The following is a 20,573-nucleotide window of genomic DNA, read 5'->3' as shown; positions in this document are numbered from 1 at the left end:
CGGCGACCCAGGAACCGGCTATTCTTAGATTCTGTTCCGTGCCGCGACTGGCAGTGCCCGTCAAACCATGCGTGCAGGACTCGTATGGGGCGGGCGTTTTGGTGTCTCCGCGTTGCAGGTGGTGCCGCTGGTTCAGGGTCACTGACGCAGAGGGAGACATCGCCGGCGCGATTCACGTAGATGCAGGTTCCCGAACACTCACAAGGCGAATGCCAACCATCAATCAGCTGGTCCGTCGCGCCCGAAAGGACGTGGTGGAGAAGTCCAAAGCGCCCGCGCTGAAAAGCAATCCGTTCAAGCGTGGTGTGTGCACGCGCGTCTACACGACGACGCCCAAGAAGCCCAACTCGGCGCTGCGCAAAGTTGCGCGTGTTCGTCTCACGAACCAGCTCGAGGTCACCGCGTACATCCCCGGCGAAGGCCACAACCTGCAGGAGCACTCGATCGTGCTCGTGCGTGGTGGTCGTGTGAAGGACTTGCCGGGTGTGCGCTATCATATCGTTCGCGGCACGCTCGACGCATCGGGCGTGAACGGACGTAACCAGAGCCGTTCCAAGTACGGCACCAAGCGTCCCAAGAAGGGCGCCGCCGCCGCAGGAGCCAAGAAGAAATGAGCCGCCGCAAAAGCGCAGTAAAGCGCAGCGTGTTGCCTGACGCGCGCTACGACAGCCAGACCGTTTCCAAGTTCATCAACGTCCTGATGATTCAGGGCAAGAAGTCCACTGCCGAAGGCATCTTCTACAGCGCGATGGACATCGTGGAAGCGAAGACGGCACAGCCCGGTGTGGCCGTGTTCAAGCAGGCGCTCAACAATCTCAAGCCGGTGGTGGAAGTGAAGAGCCGTCGCGTCGGTGGTGCCACCTATCAGGTGCCCGTCGAAGTGCGTCAGGATCGTCGCACCGCGCTGGCCATGCGGTGGCTCATCAGCTACTCGCGTGATCGCAACGAGAAGAGCATGAACGAGAAGCTGGCCAACGAAGTGCTGGCGGCCAGCAAGGGCGAAGGTAACGCCATCAAGAAGAAAGAAGACACGCACCGCATGGCGGAAGCGAACAAGGCGTTCGCGCACTATCGCTGGTAGTCGGCCGCGTGGTTGCTGGACAACGAAACGCCCCGGAGCACGTCGCTCCGGGGCGTTTGTCGTTCGTGGGACGACCTCCATTGACATCCAGGCGATACGATCACCAACGTTGGTCATGATCATGTCCCAGTCTATTGCGTTACTGTCGTTGATCTGCGGGAGTGCCGCCGGACTGGCCGCCCAGATTCCCGCGCCCCTGCGTCCAACCACGGATCCGGTGGCTCTGCGCGCCGAGGCGTTGGCCGTGGCCGGCGATTCCACCGGCGCGATGGCGTTTCTCGACTCGGCCATGCGCGCGCAACCGAAGAACGCCGCGGCCTGGCATCAGTACGGGCTGCTGCACTGGGCCATGGCGGCCTCGGGTCGCCGCGGCGGTTACATCGGCGACGCTCGCGTGCTCAACCTGCTTCGTGGCGCGGACAGTGCCTTGCGACTGGCCACCAAGTTCGCCCCCGATAGCGCGCAATACTGGGTGACGCTGGGACGATTCAACCTGCAGTCGGATGTCGCGTCGATGCACTTTGCGGCGTCTCGGCAGATGGAGAATGCGCTGAAGGCCGCGACGCGCGTGAACGATTCGTTGTTCATGGCGATGGGGGCCGATGAGGTGGGCAGTGCCATCTGGCGCCGGTATGAGCTGGTGACGAATCGCGCGATGACCACCGACGGCAATCACGTGCAGTTGGCGGGACCCAACAACAAATGGCGTCGCGATCGAGGCGCGGATTACGTGGCCACCTTCGCAAAGAAAATCGAACCGGCAACGGGCGTGGCGGACTATCTGGCCGGACTGGAGCGCTTCCGTGCCGCGGTGGCCGCAGGTCCAACGCACCTGCGCTACAGCCGGCACTTGTTCATGGCGCTGGCCGAGGGTCGTCGCTGGCCGGAGCTGCTGGCCTCGGCCACCGAACGGGCGACGCGATCACCCTTTGATTTTCAGGCCCGTCTCGCACAGGGACTCGCGCTGCATCGGCTGGGTCGCGACGGACCAGCGCGCGCGGCGTTTGACACGGCGCTTGTGCAGATGGACGAGTCCGATCGCGCGCGCCTGTTGCGCCTCACCCGGATATTGCGCCCGCGTCCGTCGGCCGAGACCGTTGGCGGTATTGGCGATTCCATCGCGTTCACCGCATTGTCGCTTGGGCAGCGCAACGCGGTGGAGTCGATGTACTGGCTGCTCAATGATCCGTTGTCGACCACCAGGGAAAACGAGTACCAGCTGGAGTTCTTCTCACGCGTGGTGTACGCGGAGTTCCGGTGGAGCGACGAGGATCTGGGGGTGCGTGGCGCGGACACCGATCGCGGCGATATCTACGTGCGGTATGGACCACCCGACGTGGAGATCACGGTGCCCGGCAAGTCCAGCGTGCAACAGTACAAGGACACCGCCGGCAATCTGCAGATGTCCACCAATGAAGACGGTGGTGCCACGCTGATCTGGTCATACCGGTTGGGCTACACCTTCTTCTTCGACATGGCGGCGGGTTTTGGCACCGCGCGCGTGCCCGTGGTGGATCGACAGTTCGTTGCGGATGTCAAGAACGCCTCTCCCGTGTCGTGGAACAATCTGGGGCTGGTGAGTCGCGTGGACAGCATGGATGTGCGCGTGGCGCGCTTTCGCGCACCGGGCGACTCGGCCGACGTGGTGGTGGCTGCCAACGTGTCCTTGGAGTCGTTGCTGCGCGACGTGGAGATTGTGGACCCGGAAGTGTCCATCGACTTTCGCGTGTACGACGCCTTTGCGCGCACGAATGGCGCCGAGTCGACGCGGGCCTCGTTGAATGCGGATTCGGTGACGAAGACGGCCACGCGCGCATGGGTGCGGCGCATTGGCAAAGGGATCAATATGGTGCGCGTGGAGGCGATGCAGCGCGACGTGGGGCGCGCGGCACGCGCCACATTGCGGGCGGAACCCGACACGACCAAGGGCTTTGGACTCAGTGATGTGCTGCTGGCCAACGCACGATTGCACGCCCCCCCGGCCAATGTCACCAGCTGGCGCATGCTTGGCGTCGAGCCGTCCAACGGCGTCGTCCGGTCGGGCGCCCGAATTGGACTGGCCTGGGAGATTTACGAACTCGCCGAACAGGCGCAGGCGAACACCTATCGTGTGTCCATTGCGGTGGAACGTGTCAAACGTGTGGGCGCGGCGGCGTTGGCCCTGCGCGTGCTGGACGGACTGGGGTCAGTGCTCCGCCAGGGCGAAAGCGGTTCGGATCGACTGGTGCTGTCGTTTGATCGCAAGGTCGCGGCGAGCGCGACGCAGGTGGAGTACATCGCGCTGGACTGGCTGGGCGAGTCGCGCGGCGAGTATCGGCTGCGCATTGAGGTGGCAGATATCAACGGACAGAAGAAGAGCGCGCGTGAAACGTCGTTCACTATTCGCTGACGGCGCTTCAGGGGCTGTCGGGTGATGCGGCGGGAACGCGCCGCACTGTTGGCGCTCGCGCTGACGGCGCTGGTGCCGATGGCGTTGTCGGCGCAGGCCGGGCCACCGGTGGCGCCGGAAGTCGTGGCGGCGGTCTACATTCGCGACCAGAAATATTCCGCAGGCCGCGTGTTCTTCGACGACCGTATCGCACCGACATCTCGCGACACGGCTGGGGGCCGGGCAGTCATGCGCCACCGCGCGGCCCTGACGGACGTTGCGGTGCGTCTCCTGCGGGCCCCGCGCGCCGACATCGACAGTGTGGTGCACTGCGAAAGCGGATTGCGCCGGTGCCGCATTGACGAGTCGCGGGCGATCATCTGGATGTCGCGCGCGCACGTGGTTGGCGCGCAGGCCATCGTTCTCGTGAACACCATGGAAGCCGGCAATCCCGAAACCAGCAAGGGCCTGTTCTCGGCGGGCTACGAAGTGACGCTGTCATTCGTGGCTGGCGCGTGGACCGTGGCGAGCGTCCGCGTCAGCGGTATCTCGTAGGCGCTACTTCACCGACGCGCCGCCGTCGCCCGCCATGACGGCCCCGTACACGGTCGCTCCCGTGCGCAGTTCCACGCGCGGTGCCGTGACCGTGGTGCGCTTGCTGGCGACACCCACCACCGCGGCACCAACCACCACGCTCGTTTCCGAGATGACCGGGCCACTCAGGCGCGCGCCGTCTTCAATGACAATGCGACCGCGCGCCGAGACGGCGCCAACGACCACCGCACCGGTCTTGATGTGCATGCTGCCGTGGGCCTTGATGGACCCTTCCACACGAGCGCCCTCGCTCACCACCACGTTGCCAATCACGATCAGCGATCCGGCCAGCGACGTGTCAGCAGGAATGGTCAGGTCGCCGCGCACGCGCCAGTAGCCGGCGCCCAGCGAGATGGCATTATCCGGGGTGAATGGCGAATACGCCGACACCGGCATGATGGGGGTTTCCAGCGTGCCGCCACCGCCCACGCGCACCATCGGCGCGTCCAGTCGGTCAAACTGCACACCGGTTTCCAGTAGGATTTCGCGATCGGATGTGGCGCGCCCCATGAGGTAGGTGCCGGTGGCGGCTTCCAAGCGGCCGTTGGCATGCACCCAACGCAACACAGTGGTGCCTTGCCCCAGCTTCACATCGCGTTGGCCCAGGATGGCGCGAAAGCTGCTATTGGCGCCGCCATGAAACGTGCGCCGGGCCAGACACTCGGTGGCCACACTCGTGCCTGCCGGAATTGGTGTGTCATCCATCAGCACCACGACATCGGTGATCGGTGTGCGGGCGGGTGCCAGTGGGGTCATGGCGTTGTGCACGCGCACCAGGCTGCCATCGGACAAACGTGGCGGCACCGAGGTGCCCAGCAATCCTTCGGCCGTCATGCGGGTCGTAAACGACGTCGCGAAGTACGTCAGCATTCCGGAGTCCTGCCCCACGGCGTTGAGCGGCGACGCATCCCTGGGGCGGACGAGTTCCATCATGGCGGGAATGAAGGGAATCGCGATCCAGGCGATGGTTCCGGCCAGCACCAGCGCAAACACGGCGACGGGCGTCATGTCAAACGTCTCCCTTGCCGGGCAGCGCCGACTTGGTGCGCGCGGTGCGATAGCGTTCGGTTTTCTGCCATTCCACCGGGCGACCGCGGAACCACGACGCCCGTGACAACGAGGCGCGGGCCACGGAGAGCGTGCTCACGAGAAAGCCCAGCAGCAGAAACGGCAGCATGCGAATGCGCTCACGCGAGCCATCGAGTCGACTGGCGGTGGCCACCTGAAAGAACGCCGCAAAGTTGCCGACGGTATTGAATGACGAAATGGCCAGCACGGTGAGGCGACCCCATTCGGGCGGATAGCCGGCATAGAAGAGCGTGATAGTGCAAACCCAGCCCATGAGCAGCACGAGGGGTACCACGAACACGCCCAGCAGTAACACACCGTCCAACACCTGCCACCATGGCAACGCGCGGCGGTTGCGCATGAGCGCGGCCACGTAACGCACCAGCGCCTGATTATGCCCCTTGGCCCATCGCTTGATTTGCCGGATGCGCACTTCCCACGTTTCCGGCACTTCCTCGTAGCATTCCGACCGATTCTGGTACACCACGTCCCAGCCGTTCATGACCAGACGCACCGTGAGATCGGTGTCTTCGGCCAGTGAGTCGATGCGCCAGCCGCCCACCTGTTCCAGCGCCACGCGACGTACGCCGCCCACCGTGCCGCCGTACTGCGGGATGAGCCGCAAGTTCATGCGCGCCTGTTGATCCACCTGATAGCCGCCCGCACGTTCCAGATCGAGCAATCGTGTGAGCAGCGATTTGCCGACATTGAGCGGCACGACGCGTCCCATCACCGCGCCCACTTCGGCGTCGAAGAAGGGCGCGGCCAACTGCTTCAACAGACGAGGTCCCGGGATGTAGTCGGCATCGAACACCATGTAGATCTCGCCGGCATTCTCGAACATCGCTTCCGCCAACGCGGCGGCCTTGCCGGGCACTCCACCGTCGCGCAGGAAGGGGAACACCCGATCGGGATACGCGTCCGCGTACTCCTGCATGATGGCGCGTGTGTCGTCCTTCGACCGATCGTCGATGGGGATGATGCGCAGCTTGTCGGCCGGATAGTCCACCGACAACAGCGCGTCGAGCGAGTCACGGATGACGCGCCCTTCGTTGTGCGCCGGCACGAACACGGTGAGCATCGGCCAGTCGGCCTGGATCACGTCCACATACGGCTGGCGATGACGTCCGAACAGCCGGTTGAGCGTGAAGAAATAGTGCCGCAGCGTGTAGACGGCGAGCACGCCGATGCAGATCCAGAGCCCGATGTTGGCGAGTGTGAGGATCATGACGGCGGCGCCCCCGTGACCCGTGGCGAGCCGGCGGACGGTGTGCCGATGGCCGACATGCCGGTGGGGGGTGTCATGCGCGGCGCCTTGTACGGCGGAACCGGGATCTGTCGATCGGTGGCGTCGAGCACGCTGTTCGATCGCCAACTCATGCCCCAGCCATAGAGCGCGACATACACAAAGACATCCAGCAGCACGCCGAACACCAGAAACAGAATCGGCATGGACAGCAGTGTGCCGCGATACAGGACCCACGCGTGCACGATGGCTTGCAGCGGCAGGAACACCGCGAGGTGCACCAGCAGCATCGATACCAGCAGCAGTTTCTGCCATAGCTGGAAATCGAAGATGAAATAGGTGAACGACACCAGCACCGGCGCCAGCAACAAGATGACCACGCCGCACACCAGCAGCCCCGCGACATATTGCGACAGCGCGTAGGTGAACGGCGGGACGGCCAGGCTGAACCACATTTGCGCGGTCAACTGGATGACCGCCAACGCGCGCAGGAAGTACGCCAACGGGGTGAACCGACCGCGCAGCAGTACGCCCGGAACGGCGAGCGCCGCCACCAATATCCATCCCGAGCGCAGGTCCAGATTGGCGGGCCACTGGGCTTCGGCGGTGTAATACGGAATAGCCACGGACACCGGGCCAATCTCCACCACGCGCGCCGCGACTACGCCGGGCAATCCCAGCGGTGCGCGCACGACATCCAGCATCCACCGCCATCCTTCCAGCAGCGGATCGAGCAACACGAACACGGCCACCGAGAACAGCAATGGCAGCACGATCAGGTCGAACAGCAACCAGCGGCTCACTTCCAACCCGATCATCGAACGATGCGGCGCAATGCGCCCGCCGCGGAATCCGCGGTCGCGCAGCACATCGATGCGGCGTGACGGCCTACCAGTAACGCGCGACACCGAGGGTGACTCCGGAACGGGTGTAGTAAGGATTGTGGTACCAATCGCCCTGGATGCTGAGCGCCCAGTCGTCGGTCACTTTTTCGCGCCACGCCAGCGCCCCTTCCTGCGATTGGAACCGGGTCAGCGTGGTGCCGGTGCGCACCACCTGCCAGCCCTCAGAACCGCCAATGCCGCGCACCGAAAACGTGCGCTTGGGTGACGGCGTCCATGCGGCGGTGGTGGACAGGCGATGTGACTTGATGTTGCCCGGCCGACTGCTGTTGTAGCGTCCGCCCACTTCAATCATCACGGCGTGCGGCGCATACCAGGCCAGCGACGCGATGCCGGCCAGGTCGGACAACTCCGTCACCGACTTCACATACGAAACGCCGCCGGTGGCTTGCCACCGACGTTGCGCGCCCAATCGAACCCCCAACGCCCCGTCGACTCGACCACGGGGCATGATGGACGCGCCGCTACCGACGCTCGCGCCCAGCATCTGAAAGACGCGGCCGTTCCAATCATGACGATGGGTGGCACCAACCTGCAGGCCATTCTCGCCGAACGCGTGCAATGCCAACGCATCGACGTACCACGTGTCGCGTGCTGAGGGTCGCACGCCGCGCACATAGAGTCCCTGCCAATTGCCGTAGCCATTGGACACGCGCTGCGCGAGCGCATTGGCTTCGATCCATCGCCCTGGGAGTCCGCCGGCCAGCGGCGCTTGCGCCGACACGGATGTGTGCCACAGCGTGGCGATGACGCCGACGGCGGCCAAGAGCCGGCGACTACGAGGCATGCGCCAGTCGATCGAGTGTGGCGTTCACTTCGCCGCGATCGAGGCGTCGTGGTCCGCGCCGTTCGTGCGGATGCCGCAGGGCGGTGTCGACCACTTCGGCGATGCGGAGCGCGGCCTTGCCGTCGCCAAACGGATTCTCACCCGATGTGCGCTGTGTGTACAACGTGCTGTCGGTGAGCAACGCCGAGGTGCGCGCCAGGATGACGGTGGCGTCGGTGCCCACCAGTTCACCGAATCCCGACCGCACACACTCGGGGCGTTCGGTGGTATCGCGCAGAATGAGAATCGGTTTGCGGAACGAGGGCACCTCTTCCTGGATGCCGCCGGAATCGGACAGCACCAGATACACGCGCCGCATGACTTCCAGCAGATCCGGATAGGGCAGTGGCTCCAGCAGGTGAATGCGATCGTGATTGGCCAGGCGACGATGCACGACGTCCTTCACCTTGGGATTCAGATGCACCGGGAAGACAATCTCCACGTCGTGCAACTTCACGATCGACTCCAGCGCGTCGCAGATCTCCTCGAGATGTTCGCCCATCGACTCGCGCCGGTGCACCGTGGTGAGCAGCACCCGGCGTGTCGACCAGTTGACCGCGTTGAGCGCCGGCGTGTCGAAGTGCGCGCGCGGGGCGACCATCTGGATGGCGTCAACGACGGTGTTGCCGGTGACAAAGATGTCGCCTTCCGGAATGCCTTCGGAAACCAGATTCGTCCGCGCTTCGTCGGTGGGGGCGAGGTGGATGTTGGCGGTGCACGTGGCGATCCGTCTATTCACTTCTTCAGGGAACGGACTGCTGAGATCGAACGAGCGCAGTCCGGCCTCGATGTGGCCGATGGGAATCCCCTGGTAGAACGCCGCGAGTGCGGCGGCCGTGACGGTGGAGGTGTCACCCTGCACCAGCAGGAAGTCGGGCTTCTTCTCCAGGAAGCACTCGGTGAGTGCCTGCAGCGCGCGCGAGGTGAAGACGCCCAGGTTCTGTCCATTCTGCATCAACCCCAGATCGACGTCGGGCGTGATGCCGAAGACGTCGAGGGCCTGCTTGAGCATCTCACGGTGCTGCGTCGTGGCGACGACGAGCGGCTCGAGGTGCGGGTGTTCGCGCATGGCCGCGATGACCGGGGCCATCTTGATGGCTTCGGGTCGAGTGCCGATAACGAGGCAGACGCGATGGCGGTCGCCGGGGCTGGACATGCAGACAGTTGAGAGGTCGTGCGCGAGGCGCTGCGCAGGTGGCGATGGGATGGTCGGTACTTTGGAGACGAGGGGGACTGCTCTCCGGTCACGCTCGCGGCCCGCGGTGTCACGGCGCGCGTCGGTCGACGTGGCGACCTACCGGGCAAACCATTGCCCGACAACGTAAGACGGGCGGTCCCGTTACAGCGCGGGCCCGCCCGTCAATATGGCGCATATGCAGGGCCGCGTCATTTTGACGCGTCCCTGGTTGGCCATTTCAGGTCATTTCGCCGATGCCTTCCGCTGCCGGCGACGGCGCGCCGCCAAACCAAGGGCCGCAAGGCCGGTGGCCATCAGGGCGTAGGTGGAGGGCTCGGGAACCGTAGATGTCGGGACGAAGTCGAAATTGGCGTCAAGCGCGAGGCCGTTCTGGTTGTTGAACCCCATCTGGACGTTATCGACGAATCCATGGTAGGGCAGCGGCCATTGGCTGCCGACACCCACCGCGATGCCAATGACCTTGGCGTCGGCATTGGCGAGACAGCCGCCAGATCCGAGCAATTGGTTGAGCGCAGAGCCGGGGATGCCACCCTGCCAGAAGGTGAAGAGGTTGTCCTGACAGCCGGTGCCGACAAACACATTATCCAATCCGGGCGCTGTTGGCGGACGATTGAACCAGAAATTGCCGTTCTGCATGTTGCTGGTGGTGACCCATTGGTCGACCGGTGTGACCGCACCGTTGAGCGCTTCGCCGGTGCCGCGGTTGTAGTACCCCTCCCAGATCAACTCGCTGATCTGGTCGAACTTGTCCTGAAGCACCAGGCGCATGACCGGGGTCTTGTAGGGCCAGTCGGCCGACGGCGTGGTGGTGTTCCAGGTCGGATTGGACTCGCGGTACCAGTCGAAGGACAGGGCGCTCAGGTTGGCCAGGCTGCCAAAGCCGCCCGGGGTATTGGCGTAGCGGTAATAGAAGCCCCAGTCCGGATACTGTCCGTTTGGTGCCACGTTGCCGGTGACCGAGAGCTCCAGCGACCCGGTGCCGAACCCGCCCCACCCGAGCCGCGGATTGGTAGTGGTCACCTGCGCCGTGGCACCGGCCTGGACGTTGGGATTCCAGCCGGTCGGATTCCCGAGCGCGGAGACGCCATTGGGCCCGACCACCTGTCCAGCCTGTGCCTGCAGGCTGAGCGGGAGGATCGTGGCGATGACGGCAAGACGGCGGACGGTACGCATGGGGGGCCTCATATTCTCTGATGATAGCAGCGGCATGTCCGGAATTGACCTGCTCTGCTGCTACACCGACTGTGCATGACCCGTACCAGAAGCGGACTCAAGCATAAGGACGTGTCACAGAGTCGCCTTGGGGGACCGTATGCTTAACTGACGAAAGATGTTGTATACCAGCAACTTATATTGTCGAGCTCGGGCGAACAATTGTCACAAATGGGGTGGTGTTTATTGATGAGTTCGGCACTGAGACGCGCTGTCTGGTTCGACGATTGGTCAGCATGCCACAACATTGTGTTGCAAGGGCGCAGCAATTTGGACGAGAGCGCATGGTCGAAGGACGACAACAGCTTCACGACGGGCGTTGACTTACTCTCGCCGTCTCGACAGATTGGGTGTCTGCCGGAAAACTGGTCTGATCAATCGGGCTTTGGGATTTGGCAGGGCACTTTCTTCTGTAGTTGTTCGGCGATCTGCGGCCGACACCTAGGGGCCATCCTTCGGGATGGGGTGCACGACACCGTATTACCCGGAACGGTCACCGTTCCGTGAAATACGCGACCGTTGTGCAAGGCAGTACCGGTTCCGGCGTCTGTGACGTGCGGAACTCCCGAGAAGCAACGCAGCCAACTTGACGTCGGTCTCCACGGTTCAGGCACGATGCCTGTTTCTGTGCCCGGCGCGCTTGGGTCCCCAGTCGCGCAGCAGTGGCGATTGCACCCGGCGGCAGCGGATGGACACCGGCTCTGCCTTGGCAGAGTGACTGGTCCAGCCGTTTTTTTGCTGGTGTTTTTTCGTCGGGCCGGTTGCCGACGCTGATGTCTTCGCCCGCTGAATTTCTGCAGGACCACACTTCGTCTAACACTTGGCGCCGCGTAAGCGGACGCCGCTGAAGACTATGCCGCGTTTGACCCCGCTCGAGCATTATCGCAACATCGGCATCATGGCCCACATCGATGCCGGCAAGACCACCACGACCGAGCGCATCCTCTATTACACGGGGAAGTCGCACAAGATCGGCGAGGTGCATGACGGTGCGGCCACGATGGACTGGATGGAGCAGGAACAGGAGCGCGGCATCACGATCACGTCGGCCGCGACGACCTGCTTCTGGGTGCGTCACGGCCAGTCGTTCGACAAGGGTGTCGGGCCGGAATACCGCATTAACATCATCGACACGCCGGGTCACGTGGACTTCACGGTGGAAGTCGAGCGCTCGCTGCGCGTGCTGGACGGTGCGGTCACGCTGCTGGATTCCGTGGCCGGTGTCGAGCCGCAGACGGAAACGGTGTGGCGCCAGGCCGACCGGTATGGCGTGCCGCGCATCATTTTTTCCAACAAGATGGACCGCGTCGGCGCGAACTTCGAACGCTGCGTGGCGATGATTCACGATCGTCTGACCAAGAGCGCCCAGCCGCTCCAGCTGCCCGTGGGTTCGGGCGAACTGTTCACGGGTCACCTCGACGTCATCGAACGCAAGCAGTACATCTTCGACGATTCCACGCTGGGCAAGACGTTCGAAGTCACGGACATCCCGGCGGAGTTCCATGATGCGGTCGAGGAAGCGCGCCACAAGCTGATCGACACCGTGGTGGAGTACGACGAAGGGCTGATGGAGAAGTACCTGGCCGGTGAGGAGCTGACGAACGATGAAGTGCGTCACGCCATTCGCGTAGCCACGTGCGCTGGCAAGTTCGTGCCGATCCTGTGCGGGGCATCGTTCAAGAACAAGGGTGTGCAGGCGCTGCTGGACGCGGTCATCGACTTCATGCCCGCCCCCATCGACGTGCCGGCCATCAAGGGCCACCTGCCGCACCATGACGAAACGTTCATCGAAGCGCCGATCACCGACGTGGCGCCGTTCGCGGCGCTGGCGTTCAAGATCGCGACCGATCCGTTCGTCGGAAAGCTGACGTTCTTCCGCGTGTACTCGGGCGTGCTGGCGTCGGGCAGCTACGTGTACAACAGCACGAAGGACAAGCGCGAGCGCGTGGGGCGTCTGCTGCAGATGCACGCCAACAAGCGCGAGGAAATCGAGGAAGTGCGCGCGGGTGATATCGCCGCCGCGATCGGCCTCAAGGACACGCGCACGGGCGACACGCTGTGCACGGAAGAGAATCCGATCATTCTCGAGGCGATGAAGTTCCCGGCGCCCGTCATCGACGTGGCGATCGAGCCGAAGACCAAGGCGGACCAGGACAAGCTGGCCATCGCGTTGCAGAAGCTGGCCGAGGAAGATCCGACATTCCGTGTGCGCTCCGACCCGGAAACGTCGCAGACGATCATCGCCGGCATGGGCGAGTTGCACCTGGAAATCATCGTCGATCGCATGATGCGCGAATTCAAGGTCGACGCGAATGTGGGCCGTCCGCAGGTGGCCTACCGCGAAACGATCAAGAAGCGCGTCGAGAAAATCGAAGGCAAGTTCATTCGCCAGTCCGGCGGCAAGGGTCAGTACGGCCACGTGGTCATCAACATGGAGCCCAGCGAGCAGGGTCAGGGCTTCGTGTTCGAGGACAAGGTCGTCGGTGGTGTGATCCCGCGCGAGTACATCGGACCGGTGGAGCAGGGTATCAAGGAAGCGCTGGAAACCGGCGTCCTGGCCGGCTATCCGGTGGTGGACGTGAAGGTGCAGCTCATTTACGGCTCGTACCACGACGTCGACTCATCGGAAATGGCGTTCAAGATTGCTGGCTCGATGGCATTCAAGGAAGCGGCCCGTCAGGCCAGTCCTTGCCTGCTCGAACCGGTGATGAAGGTCGAGGTCGTGAGCCCTGAAGCGTACATGGGCGACGTCCTCGGCGATCTCTCCTCGCGGCGCGGCAAGATCGGCGGCATGATGCAGCGAGGTGAAGCGCAGGTGATCTCGGCGACGGTGCCGCTCGGCGAGATGTTCGGTTACTCGACCAAACTGCGCAGCATGTCGCAGGGTCGAGCGGTCTACTCGATGGAGTTTTCGCACTACGAAGAAGTGCCGAAGTCGAAGGCCGAAGAGATCATTTCCAAGGTGAAGGCGTAAGCCTCACCCACCCATTCACTACCCAACACAAATCGAACCATGGGCAAGGCAAAGTTCGAGCGGAACAAGCCGCACGTGAACGTGGGAACGATCGGCCACGTCGATCACGGCAAGACGACGACGACGGCCGCTCTCACGAAGGTCTCGGCGGACAAGGGGTACGGCACCAAGTACATCGCCTACGACGAAGTCGCCAAGGCGTCGGAGTCGCAGGGTCGTCGTGACTCCACGAAGATCCTGACGATCGCCACCTCGCACGTCGAGTACGAGACGGCGAATCGGCACTATGCGCACGTGGACTGCCCGGGCCATGCCGACTACGTGAAGAACATGATCACGGGTGCGGCGCAGATGGACGGCGCGATCCTGGTGGTGTCGGCCGTGGACGGCCCGATGCCGCAGACGCGCGAGCACATCCTGCTGGCGCGCCAGGTGAACGTGCCCTCGGTGCTGGTCTTCCTGAACAAGTGCGATCTCGTGGAAGACGAAGAGCTCCTCGATCTGGTCGAGCTCGAAGTCCGCGAATTGCTCTCGAAGTACAACTACCCGGGCGACGACGCGCCGGTGATTCGTGGCTCGGCGATCGGCGCCATCAACGGCGATCCGAAGTGGCAGGCCGAATTCATGAAGCTGTTCGACGCGCTGGATTCGTACATTCCGGAGCCGGTGCGCGAAGTCGACAAGCCGTTCCTGCTCCCGGTCGAGGACGTGTTCTCGATCACGGGTCGCGGCACGGTGGCGACGGGTCGTATCGAGCGCGGCATCGTGAAGGTCGGCGAAGAAGTGCAGCTCGTCGGCTACAACGCCGAGAAGAAGACGATCGTCACGGGCGTCGAGATGTTCCGCAAGCTGCTGGACGAAGGACGCGCCGGCGACAACGTCGGTCTCCTGCTCCGCGGCGTGGACAAGAAGGACATCGAGCGCGGGATGGTGCTGGCGAAGATGAACTCCATCAAGCCGCACACGAAGTTCCTGGCCGAGGTGTACGTCCTCACGAAGGAAGAAGGCGGCCGTCACACGCCGTTCTTCAAGGGCTACCGTCCGCAGTTCTACTTCCGCACGACGGACGTGACGGGCACCATCGAATTGCCGGAAGGCATGGAAATGGTGATGCCGGGCGACAACATCCAGATGACGATCGAGTTGATCATCCCGATCGCCATGGAAGAGACGCTGCGCTTCGCCATCCGCGAAGGCGGTCGTACGGTAGGCGCTGGTGTTGTGACCAAGATCCTTGCGTGATAACCGCTGACGGGGGCGTCGTCCTGACGACGCCCCCGTCGGTAGTTCCTTAATACCGAGAGTATCCTGATGGCTGGCCGCATCCGCATTCGCCTCAAAGCATTTGACCACGCCGTGATCGACCAGGCGTCGGCCGATATCGTGCGCACCGCTGAAAAGACGGGCGCGCAGGTGTCGGGTCCGATTCCGTTGCCGACGAAGACGCAGCGGTGGACGGTGCTTCGCTCGCCGCACGTGGACAAGAAGTCGCGCGAGCAGTTTGAACTGAAGACGCACAAACGCCTGATCGACATCCTGGATTCCCGTGCCGGCACGGTGGACGCGCTGACGAAGCTCGATCTGCCGGCGGGAGTCGACGTGGAGATCAAGGTCGAGTAGTGAAGTGATGAAAGACGGAAGACGGAAGAGGGAAGACGGGAGACGCTGCATTCAGACAGTCTCCATTCTCCCGTCTCCAGTCTCCCGTCTTAAAACAACGAGCTCCTCGCACACGGCGAGTCGCTCGACAGTCCAACGGTGCGACACCTGTCCACTGCGACTCGTTTCATAACAGGACCCCCATGATCGGCATTATCGGCAAGAAACTGGGCATGACCCAGGTGTTCAACGAGCAGGGGCAGCAGGTGCCCTGCACCGTGGTGGAGGCCACGCCCAACCCCGTCACGAAGGTGACGACGGTGGCGAATGGCGGCTTTGCGGCGGTGGAGCTCGGATACGGCGCGCAACGCGTCGCCCGCGAGAACAAGAAGGGTGAGCGCACACCGCGCGGACATCGGGCATCGATGGCCGAAGTCGGACACGCGAAGAAGGCGGGCCTTGAGGCGCCGCCGTCCGTGCTCCGCAGCTTCCGTCTCGACGACGCCCCGGGGAAGAACCCCGAGGTGCCGACGTACACGGTGGGCGATGTGGTCAAGGTCGACATTTTCACGCCGGGTGAGCGCGTGAAGGTGACCGGCACGTCGAAGGGTCGTGGCTTCCAGGGTGTGGTGAAGCGCTACGGCTTCCACGGCGGACCGAACACGCACGGCAACACCAAGCATCGCAAGCCCGGATCGATCGGCGCCGGTACGGATCCGTCGCGCGTCATCAAGGGCAAGAAGATGCCGGGTCAGTACGGCAACCATAAGCACACGGTCATCAGCATCCGCATCGAGAAGGTGGACGCGGAACGCAACCTCATTTACCTGCGCGGCAGTGTGGCGGGGCCGATCAACGGCATCGTGCTCGTGCGCAAGCAGGGCTGATCATGACGGAAGAAACCACGACATTCGAGGCGCCGGTGTACTCGGCGCAGGGCAAGAAGGGCGCGATGCGCGTCCTGCCCGAGACGACGTTTGACGGCACGGTCAACATGCCGGTCATGCATCAGGCGGTGAAGGCGTTCCTGGCCAATCGTCGTCAGGGCACGGCCAAGACCAAGACGCGCGGCGAAGTGACCGGCGGCAACCAGAAGCCCTGGAAGCAGAAGGGCACGGGTCGCGCGCGACAGGGTTCCATTCGCGCGCCCAACTGGCCGGGCGGTGGTACGGTGTTCGGTCCGATCCCGCGTTCGTATACGCAGATCGTGCCCAAGCAGGTGCGGGCCCTGGCGCGCAAGAGCGCGTTCAATGCCCGCGCCCGTGAGAACGCGGTGCTGCTGATCGACGCGCTGGACTACAGCGCGCCGAAGACCAAGAGCATGATCGCGTTGTTCGCGAAGCTTGGCGTGTCGGACAAGAAGGTGCTGCTGCTCACCGACGGCGTGAAGCCGAACGTGTACCTGAGCGCGCGCAACCTCGAACATGCCCATGTGATGCCGTTCAGCGATGCGAGCACGTATCACATCCTCTGGTCGGATGTCGTCGTGATCGAGTCGTCGGCGCTGACCCAGCCTTCGGCGGAGAGCTAAGCGATGTCGACACTGTATCGCACGATCATGCGCCCGATTATCACGGAGCGCAGCTCGGCCGCCTACCAGGAGCGGGGCGAGTACACATTCGAAGTGGCGCCTGACGCCACGAAATACACCATCAAGGACGCCATCGAACGCCTGTTTGGCGTGAAGGTGACGGGCGTCTGGACGTCCAATGCGCGCGGCAAGTCGCGCAAGGTCGGCCAGTCCGTCGGCCGTCGTCCCCACACCAAGAAGGCGATTGTGAAGCTGCGTGACGGCGACACCATTGCCATCTTCGAGGGCTGATTCGCATGGGAATTCGTCAGTTCAAGCCGGTCAGCAAGGGGTCGCGTTTCCGCTCGGTATCGGATTTCGCCGAGATCACGCGTTCGACGCCTGAGAAGTCGCTGGTCGAGCCCATCAAGAAGTCGGGTGGCCGCGACAACCACGGCCACATCTCGATGCGTCGCATCGGTGGTGGACACAAGCGGCAGTACCGTCTCATCGATTTCAAGCGCAACAAGGACGGCATGCCGGCCGTGGTGCGCGAGATCGAGTACGATCCGAACCGCTCGGCGCGTATTGCGCTGGTGGAGTACGCGGACGGCGAGAAGCGCTACATCCTGCATCCGAAGGGGCTCAAGCAGGGGGATTCGGTGGTGTCGGGTCCGGGGTCGGATGTGCGCACGGGCAATGCGATGCCGTTGAAGGATGTGCCGCTGGGCACGTCGGTGCACAACATCGAACTGAAGATCGGCAAGGGCGGCCAGATGGCGCGCTCGGCGGGCACGTTCGCGCAGGTCGTGGCGAAGGAAGGCGAGTACGTGACGCTGAAGCTGGCGAGCACGGAAATGCGCCTGGTGCACGGCAACTGCGTGGCGACGATCGGCGAAGTCGGCAACTCGGAGCACGAGTTGCAGTCGCACGGCAAGGCGGGCAAGAGCCGCTGGCTGGGCAAGCGTCCGAAGGTGCGCGGTGAAGTCATGAACCCCGTCGATCACCCGCATGGTGGTCGGACGCGCGGTGGTCGGAACGTGGTCAGCCCGTGGGGCAAGCCCGAGGGAGTGAAGACGCGCAACAAGAAGAAGTCGTCGACGCGTCTGATCGTGCGCGGCCGCAAGCGCGGCAAAGCCACACAGTGATCCGCTAGCCAAGCCAGAGAACCGACATGTCGAGAAGTATCAAGAAGGGTCCATTCGTTGCTGAGCGCCTCGAGGCGAAAGTCCTCGGGATGAATGCTCGTAGCGAGAAGAAGGTCGTGAAGACCTGGTCACGCGCCAGCACGATTCTGCCGGAATTCGTGGGGCACACGTTCGCGGTGCACAACGGGAACAAGTTCGTTCCGGTGTACGTGACGGAAAACATGGTGGGCCACAAGCTCGGCGAATTCTCGCCGACGCGTCTCTTCCGCGGTCACGCGGGGAACAAGGCGGCCGACAAGAAGGCGACCGGCGTGCCGAAGGGAGGCAAGTAACCGATGGCCAAAGTTCTGAAGACGGGCATCGAAGCGCGGGCCATCCAGCGCACGACGCGGCAGTCGCCGTACAAGATGCGGCTGGTGATCGACCAGATCCGCGGGCAGCGGGTGAACGACGCGCTGGCGTTGCTCAAGTTTTCCAAGAAGCACGCGGCGGAGCAGATCGAGAAGACGCTGTTGAGCGCGGTGGCGAACGTGCAGCAGGCGGCCCGTGCGGCCAACACGTCGGTGGATGAAGACGCGTTGGTGATCACGAAGGCCATTGTCAACGAAGGCCCGAAGCTGAAGCGCTGGATGCCGGCGGCGATGGGCCGCGCGACGCCCGTGGTGAAGCGGACGAGTCATGTGGAGATCATCGTGGCGGAGGCGGTGCGCTAATGGGACAGAAAACCAATCCGATCGGGTTCCGCCTCGGGATTTCGAAGAACTGGCGGTCAACCTGGTACGCGAAGAAGGACATGCCGGCGCTGTTGAAGGAAGACGCGCTGCTGCGGAAGTATCTGAAGGCGCGTCTGGAGAACGCGGCCATTTCCGACGTGCGCATCGAGCGCAAGCCGGGCAAGGTGGTGGTGACGGTCCACACGGGTCGTCCGGGCGTGGTCATCGGCAAGAAGGGCGCGGAAGTCGACAAGTTGCGTGACGAGTTGGCGCAGCTGACGGGGAAGGAAGTCGGCATCAACGTGGAAGAGATCAAGCGTCCCGAGGTGGAGGCGCAGCTGGTGGCGGACAACATTGCCGCGCAGCTGTCGCAGCGTATCTCGTTCCGTCGCGCGATGAAGCGCGCGGTGCAGAGTGCGATGCGCATGGGCGCGCTGGGGATCAAAGTGAAGGCGGGTGGTCGTCTGGGCGGCGCGGAAATCGCGCGCGTGGAAGGCTACCATGAGGGTCGTGTGCCCCTGCACACGTTGCGCGCGGACATCGATTACGCCACCAGCACGGCGAAGACCACGTACGGCACCATTGGTGTGAAGGTGTGGATCTTCAAGGGCGAGATCGTGGAAGACCGTCGTGGCAAGACCTACTCGACCGGCGCCTGAGGAGACTGAACGATGCTGAGTCCGAAGCGGGTCAAATTCCGCAAGATGTTCAAGGGCCGCATGACCGGGCTCGCGTACCGTGGCGCCGAACTGTCCTTCGGGACCTACGGGCTGCAGGCGCTGGAGCCGGGCTGGGTCACGAGCCGTCAGATCGAAGCGTGCCGTGTCGCGATGACGCGTCACATCAAGCGTGGCGGCAAGGTGTGGATCCGGGTGTTCCCGGATAAGCCGATCACGAAGAAGCCGGCCGAAACGCGCATGGGTAAGGGCAAGGGATCGCCCGAGATGTGGGTGGCGGTGGTGAAGCCGGGTCGGGTGATGTTCGAGATCGAGGGGGTGTCGCGGGAACTCGCCGAGAAGGCGATGGGACTGGCGGCCGCCAAGTTGGGTGTGAAGACCAAGTTCGTCGCGCGCGAGGAGGCGGTGACCCATGAAGGCTGAAGAGATCCGCAGTCTCGATGACAGTGAGTTGACGGCGCGCATCGCGGAGTTCGAGGAGGAGCGTTTCCGCCTCAAGTTCCGCAGTGCGTCGGAAGCGTTGGAGGAGCCGTTGCGCCTGCGGAGCATCCGCAAGGACATCGCGCGGTTGCAGACGGTGCGTCGCGAACGGGCGTTGGGGATCACGCACACGGTCGCGGTTGCCCCGAAGGCGGCCGCGAAGGCGCCAGTGAAGAAGGCGGCCGCCAAGAAGGCGGCAGCGAAGAAGGCCCCTAAGGCCAGCGGCCGCTAACCGGAGGACCGAGTCAATCATGGCAGACATACAGAACGCGACGGGCGCCTCGCAGAATGGCGCCACAGCGCCCAGCGCCGCTCTCGACCGCACCGCGCGGAAATTGCGCATCGGGCTGGTGGTGAGCGACAAGATGGAGAAGACGGTGGTAGTGCGCATCGACCGGCGCATGCCGCATCCGCAGTATGGGAAGATGGTGACGCGGACGCGTCGCCTGAAAGCGCACGACGAGGAGAACTCGGCGAAAGTGGGCGACACCGTGCGCATCATGGAGACCCGGCCGCTGTCAAAGGACAAGCGGTGGCGCGTGGTCGAGATCGTTGAGCGCGCGCGCTAAGGAACCCGAACCATGATCCAGCAAGAATCCATCGTGAAGGTTGCGGACAACAGTGGTGCCAAGCGCGCCCTGGTGATCCGTGTGTTGGGCGGCACGCGCCGCCGGTATGCCGGCCTGGGAGATAAGGTCGTCGTGGCGGTGAAGGACGCCCTGCCGAACGGCACCGTGAAGAAGTCCGAAGTCGCGAAGGCCGTGGTGGTGCGCACGGTGAAGGAAACGCGACGCAAGGACGGCAGCTATATCCGCTTCGACGAGAACGCCGTCGTGATCATTGACGACAAGGGCGAACCCAAGGCGACGCGTATCTTCGGTCCCGTGGCGCGCGAGCTCCGCGAGAAGCGTTACATGAAGATCGTTTCGCTGGCGCCCGAGGTGCTCTGAGATGCGGAAGAACGTGTACTACAAGAC

Annotated in this window: 24 protein-coding genes; 18 read left to right on the top strand and 6 right to left on the bottom strand. The window is 63.6% G+C overall.

Annotated elements, in window-relative coordinates; translation table 11 throughout:
• Positions 1 to 209: 209 nt before the first annotated feature.
• The 4 genes from IPP90_08285 (at position 210) to IPP90_08270 (ending at position 4,004) form a co-directional block, all read left to right on the top strand.
• Positions 210 to 614 (top strand): 30S ribosomal protein S12, encoded by a 405-nt coding sequence (locus tag IPP90_08285; protein MBL0170718.1) that lies wholly within the window; start codon positions 210 to 212, stop codon positions 612 to 614.
• Entirely contained in the window at positions 611 to 1,081 is a 471-nt protein-coding gene (rpsG, locus tag IPP90_08280) for a 30S ribosomal protein S7 (GenBank protein MBL0170717.1), read from the top strand. Before IPP90_08285 ends, rpsG begins: the two co-directional genes overlap by 4 nt.
• Positions 1,082 to 1,202: 121 nt before the next feature.
• A complete protein-coding gene (locus IPP90_08275) occupies positions 1,203 to 3,470 on the top strand; it encodes a GWxTD domain-containing protein (protein ID MBL0170716.1) in 2,268 nt (755 codons plus the stop codon).
• A gap of 24 nt (positions 3,471 to 3,494) precedes the next feature.
• Complete coding sequence (locus tag IPP90_08270; GenBank protein MBL0170715.1) at positions 3,495 to 4,004, top strand: hypothetical protein; 510 nt, start codon at positions 3,495 to 3,497, stop codon at positions 4,002 to 4,004.
• A 3-nt stretch (positions 4,005 to 4,007) separates the two neighbouring features.
• On the opposite strand, the gene IPP90_08265 is transcribed toward IPP90_08270, so the two are convergent.
• From IPP90_08265 to IPP90_08240, 6 genes are all read right to left on the bottom strand, one after another.
• Positions 4,008 to 5,051, bottom strand: coding sequence for a polymer-forming cytoskeletal protein (locus IPP90_08265; GenBank protein ID MBL0170714.1), 1,044 nt, complete (start codon positions 5,049 to 5,051; stop codon positions 4,008 to 4,010).
• Between the two features lies 1 nt (position 5,052).
• Positions 5,053 to 6,339, bottom strand: a complete 1,287-nt coding sequence (locus tag IPP90_08260) for a glycosyltransferase family 2 protein (GenBank protein MBL0170713.1) — start codon at positions 6,337 to 6,339, stop codon at positions 5,053 to 5,055.
• Complete coding sequence (locus tag IPP90_08255; protein MBL0170712.1) at positions 6,336 to 7,265, bottom strand: hypothetical protein; 930 nt, start codon at positions 7,263 to 7,265, stop codon at positions 6,336 to 6,338. The genes IPP90_08260 and IPP90_08255 overlap by 4 nt, the downstream gene beginning before the upstream one ends.
• Positions 7,246 to 8,046 (bottom strand): YaiO family outer membrane beta-barrel protein, encoded by an 801-nt coding sequence (gene yaiO / locus IPP90_08250; GenBank protein ID MBL0170711.1) that lies wholly within the window; start codon positions 8,044 to 8,046, stop codon positions 7,246 to 7,248. The genes IPP90_08255 and yaiO overlap by 20 nt, the downstream gene beginning before the upstream one ends.
• A complete protein-coding gene (gene wecB, locus IPP90_08245; protein ID MBL0170710.1) occupies positions 8,036 to 9,241 on the bottom strand; it encodes a UDP-N-acetylglucosamine 2-epimerase (non-hydrolyzing) in 1,206 nt (401 codons plus the stop codon). Before wecB ends, yaiO begins: the two co-directional genes overlap by 11 nt.
• A gap of 264 nt (positions 9,242 to 9,505) precedes the next feature.
• Positions 9,506 to 10,051, bottom strand: a complete 546-nt coding sequence (locus tag IPP90_08240) for a PEP-CTERM sorting domain-containing protein (GenBank protein MBL0170709.1) — start codon at positions 10,049 to 10,051, stop codon at positions 9,506 to 9,508.
• Positions 10,052 to 11,348: 1,297 nt separating this feature from the next.
• On the opposite strand from IPP90_08240, the gene fusA reads away from it, so the two are divergent.
• The 14 genes from fusA to rplN all read left to right on the top strand — a co-directional run bounded on the left by fusA (position 11,349) and on the right by rplN (position 20,546).
• The gene (gene fusA / locus IPP90_08235; GenBank protein ID MBL0170708.1) at positions 11,349 to 13,469 is read left to right on the top strand and encodes an elongation factor G; all 2,121 of its coding nucleotides are present in this window, start codon (positions 11,349 to 11,351) and stop codon (positions 13,467 to 13,469) included.
• Positions 13,470 to 13,508: 39 nt separating this feature from the next.
• Positions 13,509 to 14,711: an elongation factor Tu gene (gene tuf, locus IPP90_08230; protein ID MBL0170707.1), complete on the top strand. Its 1,203-nt coding sequence runs from the start codon at positions 13,509 to 13,511 to the stop codon at positions 14,709 to 14,711.
• Between the two features lie 66 nt (positions 14,712 to 14,777).
• On the top strand, positions 14,778 to 15,089 hold the full coding sequence (rpsJ, locus tag IPP90_08225) for a 30S ribosomal protein S10 (protein ID MBL0170706.1): 312 nt from the start codon (positions 14,778 to 14,780) through the stop codon (positions 15,087 to 15,089).
• 182 nt (positions 15,090 to 15,271) lie between these two features.
• Positions 15,272 to 15,955: a 50S ribosomal protein L3 gene (gene rplC, locus IPP90_08220; protein ID MBL0170705.1), complete on the top strand. Its 684-nt coding sequence runs from the start codon at positions 15,272 to 15,274 to the stop codon at positions 15,953 to 15,955.
• Between the two features lie 2 nt (positions 15,956 to 15,957).
• Positions 15,958 to 16,599, top strand: coding sequence for a 50S ribosomal protein L4 (gene rplD, locus IPP90_08215; protein ID MBL0170704.1), 642 nt, complete (start codon positions 15,958 to 15,960; stop codon positions 16,597 to 16,599).
• 3 nt (positions 16,600 to 16,602) lie between these two features.
• Positions 16,603 to 16,890 (top strand): 50S ribosomal protein L23, encoded by a 288-nt coding sequence (locus IPP90_08210; protein MBL0170703.1) that lies wholly within the window; start codon positions 16,603 to 16,605, stop codon positions 16,888 to 16,890.
• Positions 16,891 to 16,895: 5 nt separating this feature from the next.
• On the top strand, positions 16,896 to 17,726 hold the full coding sequence (gene rplB, locus IPP90_08205; protein ID MBL0170702.1) for a 50S ribosomal protein L2: 831 nt from the start codon (positions 16,896 to 16,898) through the stop codon (positions 17,724 to 17,726).
• A 26-nt stretch (positions 17,727 to 17,752) separates the two neighbouring features.
• The gene (rpsS, locus tag IPP90_08200) at positions 17,753 to 18,058 is read left to right on the top strand and encodes a 30S ribosomal protein S19 (protein ID MBL0170701.1); all 306 of its coding nucleotides are present in this window, start codon (positions 17,753 to 17,755) and stop codon (positions 18,056 to 18,058) included.
• A 27-nt stretch (positions 18,059 to 18,085) separates the two neighbouring features.
• Entirely contained in the window at positions 18,086 to 18,439 is a 354-nt protein-coding gene (gene rplV / locus IPP90_08195) for a 50S ribosomal protein L22 (protein MBL0170700.1), read from the top strand.
• Positions 18,439 to 19,098: a 30S ribosomal protein S3 gene (gene rpsC / locus IPP90_08190; GenBank protein ID MBL0170699.1), complete on the top strand. Its 660-nt coding sequence runs from the start codon at positions 18,439 to 18,441 to the stop codon at positions 19,096 to 19,098. Before rplV ends, rpsC begins: the two co-directional genes overlap by 1 nt.
• A 12-nt stretch (positions 19,099 to 19,110) precedes the next feature.
• Positions 19,111 to 19,539, top strand: coding sequence for a 50S ribosomal protein L16 (rplP, locus tag IPP90_08185; protein MBL0170698.1), 429 nt, complete (start codon positions 19,111 to 19,113; stop codon positions 19,537 to 19,539).
• A complete protein-coding gene (rpmC, locus tag IPP90_08180) occupies positions 19,529 to 19,828 on the top strand; it encodes a 50S ribosomal protein L29 (GenBank protein MBL0170697.1) in 300 nt (99 codons plus the stop codon). The genes rplP and rpmC overlap by 11 nt, the downstream gene beginning before the upstream one ends.
• Before the next feature lie 19 nt (positions 19,829 to 19,847).
• Positions 19,848 to 20,165: a 30S ribosomal protein S17 gene (rpsQ, locus tag IPP90_08175; GenBank protein MBL0170696.1), complete on the top strand. Its 318-nt coding sequence runs from the start codon at positions 19,848 to 19,850 to the stop codon at positions 20,163 to 20,165.
• 12 nt (positions 20,166 to 20,177) lie between these two features.
• The gene (rplN, locus tag IPP90_08170) at positions 20,178 to 20,546 is read left to right on the top strand and encodes a 50S ribosomal protein L14 (protein ID MBL0170695.1); all 369 of its coding nucleotides are present in this window, start codon (positions 20,178 to 20,180) and stop codon (positions 20,544 to 20,546) included.
• Positions 20,547 to 20,573 lie beyond the last annotated feature (27 nt).

Source organism: Gemmatimonadaceae bacterium, from assembly GCA_016720905.1.
Taxonomy (GTDB): domain Bacteria; phylum Gemmatimonadota; class Gemmatimonadetes; order Gemmatimonadales; family Gemmatimonadaceae; genus Gemmatimonas.
The sequence above is the reverse complement of the archived record's forward strand: the minus strand, read 5'-3'. Positions and strand labels throughout refer to the sequence as shown.

Bases quoted from the DNA above. Each gene is read 5' to 3' on its own strand.
- IPP90_08285 (MBL0170718.1), top strand. From the start codon at position 210: ATGCCAACCATCAATCAGCTGGTCCGTCGCGCCCGAAAGGACGTGGTG.
- rpsG (MBL0170717.1), top strand. From the start codon at position 611: ATGAGCCGCCGCAAAAGCGCAGTAAAGCGCAGCGTGTTGCCTGACGCG.
- IPP90_08275 (MBL0170716.1), top strand. From the start codon at position 1,203: ATGTCCCAGTCTATTGCGTTACTGTCGTTGATCTGCGGGAGTGCCGCC.
- IPP90_08270 (MBL0170715.1), top strand. From the start codon at position 3,495: ATGCGGCGGGAACGCGCCGCACTGTTGGCGCTCGCGCTGACGGCGCTG.
- IPP90_08265 (MBL0170714.1), bottom strand. From the start codon at position 5,051: ATGACGCCCGTCGCCGTGTTTGCGCTGGTGCTGGCCGGAACCATCGCC.
- IPP90_08260 (MBL0170713.1), bottom strand. From the start codon at position 6,339: ATGATCCTCACACTCGCCAACATCGGGCTCTGGATCTGCATCGGCGTG.
- yaiO (MBL0170711.1), bottom strand. From the start codon at position 8,046: ATGCCTCGTAGTCGCCGGCTCTTGGCCGCCGTCGGCGTCATCGCCACG.
- wecB (MBL0170710.1), bottom strand. From the start codon at position 9,241: ATGTCCAGCCCCGGCGACCGCCATCGCGTCTGCCTCGTTATCGGCACT.
- IPP90_08240 (MBL0170709.1), bottom strand. From the start codon at position 10,051: ATGCGCCTGGTGCTTCAGGACAAGTTCGACCAGATCAGCGAGTTGATC.
- fusA (MBL0170708.1), top strand. From the start codon at position 11,349: ATGCCGCGTTTGACCCCGCTCGAGCATTATCGCAACATCGGCATCATG.
- tuf (MBL0170707.1), top strand. From the start codon at position 13,509: ATGGGCAAGGCAAAGTTCGAGCGGAACAAGCCGCACGTGAACGTGGGA.
- rplC (MBL0170705.1), top strand. From the start codon at position 15,272: ATGATCGGCATTATCGGCAAGAAACTGGGCATGACCCAGGTGTTCAAC.
- rplD (MBL0170704.1), top strand. From the start codon at position 15,958: ATGACGGAAGAAACCACGACATTCGAGGCGCCGGTGTACTCGGCGCAG.
- IPP90_08210 (MBL0170703.1), top strand. From the start codon at position 16,603: ATGTCGACACTGTATCGCACGATCATGCGCCCGATTATCACGGAGCGC.
- rplB (MBL0170702.1), top strand. From the start codon at position 16,896: ATGGGAATTCGTCAGTTCAAGCCGGTCAGCAAGGGGTCGCGTTTCCGC.
- rpsS (MBL0170701.1), top strand. From the start codon at position 17,753: ATGTCGAGAAGTATCAAGAAGGGTCCATTCGTTGCTGAGCGCCTCGAG.
- rpsC (MBL0170699.1), top strand. From the start codon at position 18,439: ATGGGACAGAAAACCAATCCGATCGGGTTCCGCCTCGGGATTTCGAAG.
- rplP (MBL0170698.1), top strand. From the start codon at position 19,111: ATGCTGAGTCCGAAGCGGGTCAAATTCCGCAAGATGTTCAAGGGCCGC.
- rpmC (MBL0170697.1), top strand. From the start codon at position 19,529: ATGAAGGCTGAAGAGATCCGCAGTCTCGATGACAGTGAGTTGACGGCG.
- rpsQ (MBL0170696.1), top strand. From the start codon at position 19,848: ATGGCAGACATACAGAACGCGACGGGCGCCTCGCAGAATGGCGCCACA.
- rplN (MBL0170695.1), top strand. From the start codon at position 20,178: ATGATCCAGCAAGAATCCATCGTGAAGGTTGCGGACAACAGTGGTGCC.